Here is a 13,246-nt window from a genome sequence, read left to right on the forward strand (position 1 = left end):
TACAACGGGTACAAAAGTCCCGATCAGTCAGAGAGCGACTATTACCAACTTAACAAGTAGTCCACTAAACCGGGGGAATTGCAATTTCCCAAAAAATACAATGCGTCTTCAAAGGTTGAAATAGCTAAATGAAAAAGATTTTCAAAATAATGTTAGGCGCTAGAACTCTAATTGTTGCGCTTTTTAGTGCTATAATTGGATATATATTTATTACAAAAATCTATGATAACTATTTTATATCAACTACAATATTAATAGTAATTATTACATTGATTGCAATATTAGGGCTTCGGCGTAGCTGGACGGAAAAGGATTTATCAGACGAAGAAAAACTAAAATTGTCGGAAAAAAGATCTATAAATATAGGTAAACATTACGGAAATTATATTTTAATATTCGTTGCGTTTTCTTTTGTATTCTTTATTATTGTGATGATATCGATATTTGTTTTTAAGTGATACAATATTCTGCGAAAATTGGCATAGACAGAAGAAACAGTATTGCCGGAGAAAGACATGGATTATATTTATACTATAATAAAGAATCATATGTTAGACATAGTAATTTTAGTCTTACTATTTATTGGAGCATGGAAATATAGAAAAAAGGATATGAATTTATTTAATAAAAATGATCTTAATAGCATTATTAATGATAATGCTGTTGAAGGTAAAAAAGAACCATGGCTTGGAATAATATTTAGTTACATTTTGCCGGGGTTGGGATATTTCTATGCGGAAAACAAGATAAAAGGGCTTGTTGTAATGTTTATTTATCTGCTTTTGGATGTTCTTCTCTACTACAGCATGTTAGCAGAAAATACAATTTTGACATATGTTATGTTTGTGGTATTTCCCGCTTCAGTGATATTTATGGTTTACCAACTCAAGATTGTTCATAGTTATATCAGAAAGGAGAACCCGAGAAATACTGCAAAATTGAAAGACGAATATCTTGCAGCTTTTTTGAGCATGTTGTTCCCAGGTTTGGGGCAGTTATACGTAAAAAAAATTATTAAAGGTGTCTTACTCTTTTTGTTGTATATAATTGCTATTGTTGCTTTAGATATCAATGCTTATTATGAAGCTACTGTAGTACTTCTTCTTCATATCGTTTCTATTCTGGATGCTTATAAAACTGCAAGAAAACTTAATATGCAAGGGGCCGAATTACCTAAAGTAGAAAAGAAGCTTATCTGTATTGCTTTGGCAATATTTTTTATTAATGGTGCTTTTCCGTGGAGTTCGATAATTAAGGAACATATTATGCAGTTTTTTACCTTGCCAACAGGTTCAATGGAATCAACTCTTCTGATAGGTGATCATCTTATAGTCTCAAAATATGCATACAAGATCGGAAAAGTCAAAAGGTTTGATATAGTAGTATTTAAAGATCCAAAAGAAACCGGTAGAGTGCTTGTAAAAAGGTGTGTTGGCGTTCCTGGCGATAAGGTTGAAATAAGAAAAAAGAAACTTTATATTAATGGGATAGAACAGAATGAGCCATATACGAACCGTATTGATACCATGGTGGTAAAAGAATTCGACGAATATCCATTGATTACTGTTCCAAATGAAAAATACTTCTTTTTAGGAGATAATAGAGCTGTTAGCTATGATTCAAGGCATTTTGGGTTGATAGACGAAGAAGATATAGTTGGAAAACCTATTAAGATCTGGTTGCCATTAAATCGCATAGGGCCGGTTAAATAGACTTATGAAGATATTTTGAACCATACTTAAAATACGCGGGATCGGTTTCCAATTTAACAAAAAGCATAAAATATATAGAGCGTAAAGACGGGTTTTTTTGATATAATATAATTGTTGTTCTTAAAAGAGGCATTAATCATAATTTAAAAGACGTTATTGGGGGTGGAAAATGAATTTAAGTAGTCAGATGAAAAAAACAATAGAAATATTTGCTATTTTCTTGTTCTTTTTCGTTATTTGGTATATTTTTGGTGAGACTTCGGGGGGTATTTTAAAATCAATACCGATTATTAATCTCGGAACCCTACCTGTACTGCTTTTTAGTGCCGGAGCCATTCATAGAAAATTATCAAAAAGGAATGGGGTAAAAATTCTGCCAGCACTGGCGATTCTTTTCGTCTTTTATGTCTTTTCTAAGGTGATAAATGATATTTCTTCCCTTCTGTTCTATACTTCTATCTTATTGGTTTTATACTTGTTTTATGTGATTATGCTGGACTCTGTTACGGAAAAGATATCGCTATCCCTGGGAAAAATAACTGATATTTCGAAGAGACAGTTTGCCTTTTTCCTTTTAATGTATGTCCCTTACTCTGCAATTCTCTTGTTTGGGTATTCGAGTTATATGGCAGGGGTAAATGGAATATATTATCATATTGCCTTCTCCTTCCTGGTTGCAATTATTGCAAGGAAAAAATATCTTAATAAGATTATATTTGTCTATGCTGCGGGAATCTACGCAATAACCGCAGTTGTTGTTTTTGGATTATTGGATCTTTTGCTCTCCGGTATTAATGAAAAAGTCTTTGGCAGCTTGTCTGCTGCAATTGCCGGACTTGTTGCCGGTTCTTTTTATTCGGGAAAAGAATACTTTAATAATGCTAGAATATTTAATGGTTCTATTTTTAGCAAAATATCAAAGAAGTTCAGCTCCCCTGCGCCTTCTTCGTTGGAAAAGAAAAAGGTGGAAAAAGCAAGAAAAGAGAACAAGCCAACAACCGAACTTCAGCCGAATAAAATTTCTCTTAGAATACAGATAGGTCAGGTCTCTCAGAAAATGAAAGAGTATATTTTAAAGCAGAAGAAAAAAATACTTATTGCTTCATCTGTATTAGTAGGTGTTGTAATTGTATATTTTGCTGCTGTATATATTATGAATGTCACTTTTGTAAAAGTAGCATTGTTTACTCCGGAAGGGACTGTCTCGCAATCTCCTGTTATACGAGTCGAGTTTAATGAGCCTGTAAGCATAGTCGAGGGTGAAAAGGAAGCTTGCATAAATATCTCTCCTGCTGTTTCCGGTACGATCGCTCAAGAATCCCCCAATGTCATAGTTTTTACTCCCAAAGAAGAGTTGAAGCCTTCTACTTTTTATTCTGCAACAATAAATGGAAAGGCACTAAAATCAACTTCCGGCAAGAGCATTCCTGGGGAAAGTATAAAATTCAATACTCAAAGGCTGCTGGTTCTGGGTGACAGCCTGATTTTCAACTATGATTATTACAAGGATGTAGAAAAAGAAGTTGTCGGTCAACTGACATTTAACTGGCCCGTGAACATCGAAACCCTGAAGGAATATGTGAAAGTTACCGGAGATGGGAAAAATCTGAATTTTACGCTGGAAAAATCCAGTTTTCCGGGGAGAGTATATATAAGAAGCGGAGTTCCGGGACGGGGTGATGAAGTGAAGGATATATTTATAGTTGTCAAGTCAGGTCTTAATTGTATAAACGGCGGAGCGGGCCTTGCGAAAGACTATGTAAAAAAGATGAGTATCCCGAAAGAAAAAGAGTTCATGTCCACTGAGATCAAATTATGGCATGAAGCCGGTAACAGTTTCATTAGCGTTCTATATAATATGCCTGTTGAGGCCTCTCAGGTAAGATCGCATGTGAAAATCAATCCCGAGACACCTTTCACTGTAAAGACTGAATATTGTTATGCAGTAATCAGCGCTGATTTTAAACCAAATGTTTCCTATGAGGTTTCTATATTGCCCGGCATGGTATCTAAAAACGGGGAAATAATGAAGAATGAGTATGCCAAGAAAGAGTCAATAAAGATTGAAGATAAGCCGTCTTCGGCAGAATTTGCGCATAGAGGAAATATTCTGCCGGCAAAAGGACAGATGAATATTGAAATAAGGACGGTCAATCTTGACAGCGTCAGAGTTTCGATAAATAAAATATTCAAGAATGGGATCAATAGGTATTTGAGAGAAAGCTCAGATTCTTCAACGACTCCTGTTTTTTACGGTGATTATCCGGTTGTTTCTGGAAAGATAAATGAAAGCATTCCCGGATATATAAATCTTAAGAAATTCCATTCCATGGAATATAAGGGGATGTTTGAAATAAGGCTTTCTGATACAAAAGGAAGGTATATCGCCGGCGGGGTACAAAAGTCCTGGGTGCTCTGTACCGATCTGGGAATTATTGCCAAAGAAGCTCAAAATAAGTTGTTTGTGACCGTACTTTCGCTGTCATCCCTTGAGCCTGTGAGCAATGCTACGGTAAAAATATTGAGTTCCTCCGACCAGGTAATGTATGAGGGGGTTACGGATATTTCAGGCAGGGCGGTCTTTAATGTCTGGCGGGAAAAGCGTCTTTTTGGAAAGGGTGTAACTTCCAAGTTAAACGCTGATTTAATAACTGCAGAAAAAGATGAAGATTATTCTTTTATGCGTGTGAGCAATTCTCTATTGAATCAACACAGGTTTAATGTCTCCGGAGATGCTAACCAGCCAAAAAGCAGGGAGGCCTTTGTCTTCTCCGAACGCGGTGTTTACAGGCCCGGAGAGAAAGTATTTGTAACAGCTGTAGTTAGAAATAGAGATATGAGTGTTCCTCCGCCTTTTACTCTTAATCTTACGGTAAGAGGGCCTTCTCAGGGAAATGAAAGACGTTTTAGCTCACGGCCCACCGCCAATGGTACGTCAATTTTTGAATTTACATTCCCGCCGGATATTATCACCGGACCGTATACTGCAGAAGTAACGGATCAGTCCGGTAACTGGCTTGGAAGCTGTAATTTAAAAGTCGAGGAATTTATTCCGGATAAACTTAAAGTTGCGATAAAGACAAAAAAACAATGGTTTGGTCCTGATGAAAAAATAATATTTACCACCAGTTCTATGCAGCTTTTCGGCGCACCTGCGTCAGGTAATAGAGTTGAAACCGGAATGCGAGTTACGGGCCGGGAGTATATGAATGAAAACTTTAAAGGATATGTTTTCCGGGACCCGACAAAACCTGAAATTAACGAGTTTTTTGACCTGGGCAAATCAAAGCTTGATGCTGCCGGCATGAAAGAGTATAGTCTGGATCCTTTTGCTATGAATCCACCATCAGCCTTGAGAGTGGTAGTTATGTCCGAGGTTTTCGACTCAGGGGGCAGACCGGTAAGTGCTTATAAATATATAGATGTTAACAACTACGAGACTTATTATGGTATTAAACAGGAGAATAAACCGTCTTTCAATGTAGGAGAAAAGGTAAAAATAGATTGCGTTGCTCTTGGCCCGGACGGTGGTGTCTTGAAAGAGCGTCCGGCTGAGGTCTTAATAAAGAGAAAAGTCTGGTATTCTATCTTCAGGCAAACCTTGTGGGGAAGGAATAACTACGAGTCAAATTATTATGAAGAAGTAGTAAAGTCCGAGAAGATAAATATAAATGGCAAAGCAGAGATATCTTTTGTGCCGGATATCCCAGGAGAGTATTCTGTGCTTGTTGGAGATTTTAACGGAATGAAGACCGGAAAAGTTATCAGGGTAACCGGAGCGGGAGATGATTCGGTTGATCTTGAGTCCGCGGAAACCTTAAAGCTGATTCTGGATAAGGCGAAATATAAGAGCGGGGAAATTGCGTATGTCACAGTAAACGCACCTTTCTCCGGTAAAATATTGCTGGGCTTGGAAAGAGATGAAGTATTTCAATCTGAAGTTTTCAGCGTAAATAAGGGTGTTAATACTCTGCCTTTGACAGTTTCCGGCGGATGTTTCCCCAATGCTTTTGTCGTCGGACTCCTGATCCGTCCTGCCACTGTTCAAAATTCCAATCTGCCCATGACTTCTTTTGGCGTGATAGAATTGAAAATGGATACCGAAGCAAATAAGGTTAACTTCAAGATGGATGTTCCGGTAGAATGCCGTTCGGCGAAGGGTATTGATGTTGCTCTGACTTTACCTGAAGACGGGATCAAAGGGACGGATGTCGTTATAATGGCTGTAGATGAAGGTATCCTTCAAATAACGAATCAAATGGTGCCTGAACCCGGAGAGTACTTCTTCAGGAAAAAGTCTTTGCAGACCTCTACATTCACTTTGTTTAATGATGTGCTTCCCGAAATAAAAGCTTTAAGGGAGGCGGTCGGAGGCGGTGAAGGCGCTGATTTTGACTCCAAGATTAAAAAGCATTTGAACCCGCTGTCGGCGAAGAAAGAGAGATCAATGGTTGCATTCTCCGGCGTGCTTACGCCTGATGAAAGCGGCGTTGTGCGTTATCATGTCAATACCGATGATTTTGCAGGAGAGGTAAGAGTGGTTGCTCTGGCGTTGCAGGGTAATAAATTTGGGGTGCTTAGAAAGAATGTTACGGTCTCAGAACCTGTAGTAGTGCAAATCTCCTATCCGAGGTTTGTCGCTCCTCTTGACCAGTTCATTCTGCCGGTTCAGATCTATAATAAATCTGGGGCTCAGGAAACAATAAGTGTTAATTTAAAAACTAAGGGCCCGGCAAAATGCGTGAACGCTGCTTCTGTAAAGCTTGAGATACAAAACGGTGAGCAGAAGACCGCAAGATTTGTGTTTGATGCCGATAATGCTATTGGTATCTTCAGATGTGAATTAAATGTGGAAGCCGGGAAATTCAAACAGCAAAAAATTATAGAAATACCGGTTCGTCCGGTGCAGGACAGAAGCACTGTCGTTCAGTACGGGAGCTTGAATTCGGGAGAGAGTCAGGATGTAATGGTCAGGGAAGAGCATAATTCCTATGGGAGAGAGGTTGTGGTATCCTGTTCTTCTTCCAATGTTCTGAAACTCCTCGGAGGTCTGGACTATCTTGTCAGGTATCCGTACGGCTGCCTGGAACAGAATGTTTCAACTGCGTTTCCGCTTCTTTTTCTCGAGAAGTTTGGTTTTCAGAATCTTCTTTTTAGTATGGAAAACAAAAATGTTGAATACTATATTAATGAGGCTATTGCGAATATAGAAAAGAAACAGAATAACGATGGTTCCTTCTCTATCTGGGGAGACAGTGGGAATGCGGGTGAATATTTAAATTGCTATGCTTCTCATTTTTTGCTGGAAGCCGAGAAAAACGGTTATAAGGTTAACAAACTGATTATGCAGCGTCTTGATGAATATATAAATAGGACGAATGCGTTTAATAACAAGCCTGGGTTGCTTGACAGAAGAGATCAGAATAAAGAACCGGAAGCGGTAAATCCCTACCTTCTTTACCTCAAAGCCAAAACAGGTAAACCGGATAAAGAGACGATGTCCTTTATGAAAACAAAGAGATTAAACAAAATGAATCAAGCGGAAAGAGCTTTTCTTTCAATGGCGTACTCTGAGATTGGGGATCTGAAGACAGCTTTATTTGTTCTTGGCAGTGAAAACCTGGGACAGAATGTAGCCAGGAGTCTTGCCGGCTGGTTGAGTTCAGATGACAGGGATGCTGCTTTGTTCCTGAATGCTCTTGTTTCAGCAAATCCTATGGATCAAAGGATCAACAAGCTTGCCGATAAGCTTTCTGAAAGCCTCAGGAACGGCAGGTTCAGGAACACACAGGATAATGCCGTGTGTTTTATCGCTTTGTCTAAAGTTCTAAAAAGATCTGAGGAAAAGGTTACCGTTGAGGTAACGGCCCCGGGTATTGATGCTTCAGTGATTAAAGGAGATACCGGATATTTCAAACAATCTTTGTTGGAAGGGAAAAAGGTCAAACTTACAAATAAAGGTGCAGTAAAGGCTTACTATAGTATTATAAGTAATGGTATTCCTTTGAATGAATCAAGAAAGAATTTCAGCAATGGAATTAAGATTGAAAGGCGTTATCGTGATGAACAGGGGAAGGCGGTAAAGCTGGGAGCGGTTGTACAGGGCCAACTGGTGGTTGTAAGTATTCTTGTTTCTCCTTCAAAAACAGGAGTTCAGAATATTATTATTTCCGACCTTTTGCCTGCGGGTTTTGAGGTGGAAAATATCAGGTTAAGGTCAAATGGAGAGCTTGGTTTTGCTGTAGAAAATACATTTACGCCCTCCTCTTTGGATATCAGGGATGATAGAGTTTTGCTCTTTAGAAATGAACTGGCCGGAGCTGAAACTTTCACCTACACCTTAAGGGCTATTACTCCGGGCAGGTTCAATCTGCCGGGATGTTTTGTGGAGGCTATGTATGACCCGGAGATCAAAGCGGGTGACTTCTCTGAAGAAAAACTCGTTATTACACCCGCAGCAGAGTAAGGGAAAAAAGAAAAAGAAAATAACGAGTAATATACGCCGGATAGCGCTAACGGTCCTGGCTGTATTTATTGCTTATATTGTCTTAATGAAAATATCCCTGTTTCTCTTCCCGTTGCCGCTTAATAAACTTGAGACTGAATATTCTGCTGTTTATCTTTCGAAGGAGGGTGAGCTTCTCCGTATAGACCTTAATAAGGCGGGAAATTACAGGATAAAGTTAAAATACGAGCAAATGCCTGAAACGCTTATAAAAGGCGTTCCTGTCTGCGAGGATAAATGGTTCTACCTGCATCCCGGGTTTAATGTATTTTCTTTATTCCGTGCAGGATTTGATAACTGGAAGAAGGGACGGATAGTTTCCGGCGGTTCCACAATAACGATGCAGGTTGCGAAGATGATGGAACACTCAGGCAAAAAAAGGACTCTGAAGATAAAATTGAAAGAGCTTTTCAGATCCCTGCAGCTGGAAAGCCGGTATTCAAAAAAAGAGATCCTAGAGATGTACATTAACACCATTTCCATGGGCGGGAATATTCAAGGGATTGGGGCCGCGTCTTTCCTGTACTATGGTAAACCTGCAGCTTCTCTTAGCGCGGGTCAATGCAGTCTTTTGATAGGTATATTAAAAACTCCGGAAAGAACAAGACCGGATAAAGCAAATAATGATGCCAGACAGGTTAGAGACCGTATTCTAAAAAAAATAAGAAAAGGGCTGAAACTTAAAAAGGAAGAGATAAGCGAAGCAAAGAGCGAGCGTATTCCCTCCGTCAGGATTCAAAACCCGTTTATCGCGGCCTCTGTTGTCAAAAGAACTTCCGGGACAGGGGATCCTTATATTAAACATTTATCGGTAGACCTTGTTATCCAAAAGCATTGTGAAAAAATATTGAATCAACTTGTCGGTGGATTAAAGAAAAATGGGGTTAATAACGGAGCCCTAATTGCGGTGAACAACAGGACGATGCAGGTGTTGGCTTATTCCGGAAGTGTTGATGAAAGTGATCCTGAAAACGGCGGCCAATATAACGCTGCTAACATTAGCCGCTCTCCGGGTTCAGCTCTTAAACCGTTTGTTTATGCCAGAGCTATAGAGAATGGCTTGATAACTCCAAAAAAAGTCATCTTTGATATACCAAGGAATTATGACGGGTATGTTCCTGTTAATTTTGCGAAGTCTTTCCAGGGCGTTGTGACAGCCGAAGAAGCTTTGTATAATTCGCTGAATTTACCGCCTGTTGACCTTGAGTACAGGATGAAAAAGAACGGTCTGGCTGCTTTTTTGAATGAGGCAGGGATCAGCGGAGCGGATATATCAAAAAACAGTCCCGGTCTTTCTATTGTACTCGGTGCTTTTCCCGTGACTCTTGAACAGATAGTTAAAATGTACTGTTGTCTTGCGAATGGCGGGGAGTTCCGTGAGTTGTCATTTTTCCTGGAAAGGGAGAACTCTGCCGGCGGTAAACGGATCATAAGCAAAGAAGCCAGCTACATTGTCAGTGAAATGCTTTCGGAATCAACCCGTCCTTATCTGCCTAACTCCTGGGAGTTCACTCAGAAGAAAAATAAAGTTGCTTTTAAGACAGGGACTTCTTTTGGCCCGCGTGATGCGTGGTGTATCGGGTACACTCCTGAGTTTACGGTGGGGGTTTGGCTTGGCAATCTGGATTCTAAGCCGTCTTTTGCCCTGGAGGGTTCAAAAACTGCGGCTCCGGCAGTGGTAGAAGTAATTGATTACCTTTCCGGTTCAAGTGATTCCTGGTTCAGTATCCCTCAAGATGTAAGAACAAGAGAAGTATGTGTGGTTAGCGGCGATAAGCCGGGTCCTTTCTGTGATCACACACGAAACGATCTTTATATTCCCGGAGTATCTTCAAATGTCGAGTGTACTGTACATAAAAGAATATATGTTGATAAGAAAACCGGAGAGGAAGTCTGCCGTTCCTGTTGTAAGGATCTGTCCAAATGCTCAAGCAGAATAGTAGAGGTCTGGCCTCCTGATCTCACGGATCATTTTCTGAAAAAAGGGAGACGCTTGGATCTTATACCGCAGCACTCTAAGAGCTGCAACTCTCCCGGGAGATACGGTAAGCTCAGCATTAAAAACCCCGGTAAAAACGCCATTTACATGCTGCGTAATAATTCAGAGATTAAAGAAGGCATAGCTCTAAAAGCAAATACAAATGTGGAAAGTGAAGAGGTATACTGGTTCCTGGACGATGTTCTGGTTTCGCATGTTGCTTCCAATGAACAGGTATTCATCAAGCCCCAGCCGGGCAAGCATGCAATCAAAGCAATGACAATCAGCGGACTTTCTGACAGTGTATCCATTTATGTCGGACAGGAAAGTGATCCCGTCCGGTGAGTATGAGGGTGTTTGAACAATGCCGAGAAAGAATAGGAAAAAGAGGAAAGATGGTGGGAGATATTCAATACTTCTATTATGTGTTTCTTTGATGAGGTCTCATAGTATTTACAAAGGCGGATATTAAAAGTAACCAGTACAGGAGTGGGAGGGTTAGCGGGCAACTTCTGAAGTTACCTCCTTCTTAATTTCCGTGGTTTCAAACCCGTCATGCTTATTGCATTTTGTCGTAGGTTCCGTCCCTGCAATAAAAACCTCATCTAACCATTTTTTACATTTAGTAGTCCAAAGGAGTCCTGTGTCAGGATCTATTCGTACGGTGACAATATTTGGCGGTTTTACAAAGGGTTCAGGAGGTGTTTCCTTGTAGACTTCTTTCATAAAAGCCGCCCACATAGGTACCGGGGTGTTTGAACTGCTGATCCATTTGCCGAGAGATCTTCTGTCATCAAAACCGACCCAGCCTCCGGCAACCAGGTCAGAGGTATAACCAATAAACCAGACATCGGATTGATTGTCGGTAGTTCCTGTTTTTCCTGCGCAGCTAAAAGTAACGCCGTCTGCTCTTATTCTTGTTGCGGTGCCTTCATTGACAACACTTTCCATCATTGAAGTTAGTACATAAGCGCTTTCAGGTCTTAGTACATCCTGGACATGCGGCTGGTTTTCTTCAAGTACTTTACCCATGCTGTCTTTTACCGTAAGAATTGAAATAGGGTCAACCTTTACCCCGAAGTTTGGAAAGGTGGAATAGGCCGAAACAAGTTCCATTAGTGTGACTTCAGAAGTACCAAAAGCGAGCGAAAGATTTTTATGAATCTTACTTTTAATTCCCATTTTATTGGCGTATGCCGCGACAGAGGAAGCTCCTACTTTCATAAGAAGTTTAAGGGTTACAACATTGCGGGATAAAGTAAGCGCTTTTCTTAAGGTCGTCGGGCCAAAAAACTTTTTTTCGTAATTTTCCGGCTTCCAGACTTGCCCTTCATTCCCGTCGCTTAAAGGCATGGGAGCATCTACTATTATGTCTGCCGCGGTAAAACCATTGTCTATTGCGGCGGTATATATAAAAGGTTTAAATGATGAACCGGGCTGTCTTTTTGATTGCGTGGCTCTGTTGAATTGTGATTCTGAGAAATCTCTGCCGCCTATCAAAGCTTTGATATACCCGGTTTTTGGATCAATGACAATGAAGGAGGCTTGAATCGGAATATTTTTGCGGAACTCGGCTTCATTAATACTTTCTACCGGTATACCGTTCTCAAGCGCTATCTTTTTTTCGGCTTCTGCAAGCGTCGCAGCTACTGCTCTTTGCGCCAGATCCTGCAGCTTCATATCCAGAGAGGTGTATACCGACAGACCTCCCTTATAAATTACGTTTGCTCCGTATGTTTCTTCAAGTTGTTGTCTGACATGTTCAATAAAATAAGGCGCATTTTTTTGTTCGATCTTATGCACCACTATTGGTTCATACTTGGCTGTGTCGGCTTCCAGCTTGGTTATAATTTTTTTCTTTAGCAGCCGGTCCAGTATACGGTTACGCCTTTGCTCCGCCTTTTTTATATTGTTGTATGGAGAATATTTATTAGGTGCTCTTGGTAATCCTGCAAGAAGAGCGCACTCCGGCAAACTCAATTCTTCTACATGTTTTCCAAAATAAGTTCTCGCAGCTATTTCAACACCATAGGCTCCTGACCCCATATTAACCTGGTTTAAGTACATTTCCAGAATCTCATCTTTTGTGTACCGGTATTCTATTTTAAAAGAAAGCATTACTTCTCTGATTTTTCTTGAAAAAGTTCTGTCTTGTGTAAGAAAAAGGTTCTTGGCCAGTTGCTGGGTTATAGTACTGCCGCCTTGTTCTACTCTGCCGTGTGTAAGATTTACCAGAAACGCTCTAAGAATAGAAAGAGGAGAAATACCAAGGTGTGAATAAAAGCCGTCATCTTCTATTACAAGTATTGTTTTCTTAAGTTTATCCGGTATTTTTGAAAGAGGAACAAGCGTTCTTTGTTCTACGAAAAGCTGAGCGATGAGTTCGCCGTTTTGATCATAAATCTTACTTGCAAGAGAAGGTCTGTAATTTTCTAATTCTGAAAGCGGAGGCAGGTCATAGTAAAAGGCTATCATAAGGCCAAAAAACCAACCCAAAAATATTGTCATGATTACGGCAAAAATCTGTCTAAACTTCTTGGTTTTTGAATATTCCAATATTTTTGTAAGTCTTGCTTTATAATCCATATTTCTGTATTTTACGTTAAAATGCGTGTTTTGTAAACATGTAAATGTGCATATAAAACAATATGTTTGTTCATGGCTTGTTCATGGGCTATTGACAAAATCGGTAATGTTTGATAGAATGCTCATGTCCACTTGACGTGGACATTTTTCATTTGTTTTCTCTCTGTCAAAAGTGTATTTAAGCATATTTGGAACAAATACAGGCTTACTAATTGTCTAATAAAAAAAAAGAACAAAAATCTAATTAAAGAAAGGGTGATCTCAAGTGGTCGAAGTAATTGTGAAATCCGATGAGTCTTTTGAATCGGCACTGAAAAGGTTTAAAAGGAAATGCCAGATGGAAGGCATCCTTACCGAAATCAGAAAAAGAGAATTTTATGAAAAGCCGAGCGAAAGAAGGAAAAAGAAAGAAGAAGCTGCTGCTAGAAAGTTAAGAAAAAGACTCGAGAAGATGGATTAAGGAGT

General features: G+C 39.7%; 6 protein-coding genes. 5 read left to right on the top strand and 1 reads right to left on the bottom strand.

Annotation, left to right across the window (positions count from 1 at the left end):
* Positions 1-128 precede the first annotated feature (128 nt).
* The 4 genes from A2536_03505 to A2536_03520 all read left to right on the top strand — a co-directional run bounded on the left by A2536_03505 (position 129) and on the right by A2536_03520 (position 10,540).
* Positions 129-458, top strand: coding sequence for a hypothetical protein (locus A2536_03505; GenBank protein ID OGF47072.1), 330 nt, complete (start codon positions 129-131; stop codon positions 456-458).
* Between the two features lie 57 nt (positions 459-515).
* Complete coding sequence (locus A2536_03510) at positions 516-1,712, top strand: signal peptidase I (GenBank protein ID OGF47073.1); 1,197 nt, start codon at positions 516-518, stop codon at positions 1,710-1,712.
* 169 nt (positions 1,713-1,881) lie between these two features.
* Complete coding sequence (locus A2536_03515; GenBank protein ID OGF47074.1) at positions 1,882-8,178, top strand: hypothetical protein; 6,297 nt, start codon at positions 1,882-1,884, stop codon at positions 8,176-8,178.
* Positions 8,111-10,540, top strand: a complete 2,430-nt coding sequence (locus A2536_03520; protein OGF47075.1) for a penicillin-binding protein 1C — start codon at positions 8,111-8,113, stop codon at positions 10,538-10,540. Before A2536_03515 ends, A2536_03520 begins: the two co-directional genes overlap by 68 nt.
* A gap of 153 nt (positions 10,541-10,693) precedes the next feature.
* Here A2536_03520 and A2536_03525 read toward each other — a convergent pair whose 3' ends face one another.
* Positions 10,694-12,781 (bottom strand): hypothetical protein, encoded by a 2,088-nt coding sequence (locus tag A2536_03525; GenBank protein OGF47076.1) that lies wholly within the window; start codon positions 12,779-12,781, stop codon positions 10,694-10,696.
* 265 nt (positions 12,782-13,046) lie between these two features.
* Here A2536_03525 and A2536_03530 point away from each other — a divergent pair, with 265 nt between their 5' ends.
* Positions 13,047-13,241, top strand: a complete 195-nt coding sequence (locus A2536_03530; protein OGF47077.1) for a 30S ribosomal protein S21 — start codon at positions 13,047-13,049, stop codon at positions 13,239-13,241.
* The last annotated feature ends 5 nt before the right edge of the window (positions 13,242-13,246 follow it).

The sequence above is a fragment of the Candidatus Firestonebacteria bacterium RIFOXYD2_FULL_39_29 genome, from assembly GCA_001778375.1.
Taxonomy (GTDB): Bacteria; Oederibacteriota; D2-FULL-39-29; order D2-FULL-39-29; family D2-FULL-39-29; genus D2-FULL-39-29.

What these genes read in the sequence shown, in the direction of transcription:
- A2536_03505 (OGF47072.1), top strand. Translation starts at nt 129, where the DNA reads ATGAAAAAGATTTTCAAAATAATGTTAGGCGCTAGAACTCTAATTGTT.
- A2536_03525 (OGF47076.1), bottom strand. Translation starts at nt 12,781, where the DNA reads ATGGATTATAAAGCAAGACTTACAAAAATATTGGAATATTCAAAAACC.
- A2536_03520 (OGF47075.1), top strand. Translation starts at nt 8,111, where the DNA reads ATGACCCGGAGATCAAAGCGGGTGACTTCTCTGAAGAAAAACTCGTTA.
- A2536_03515 (OGF47074.1), top strand. Translation starts at nt 1,882, where the DNA reads ATGAATTTAAGTAGTCAGATGAAAAAAACAATAGAAATATTTGCTATT.
- A2536_03510 (OGF47073.1), top strand. Translation starts at nt 516, where the DNA reads ATGGATTATATTTATACTATAATAAAGAATCATATGTTAGACATAGTA.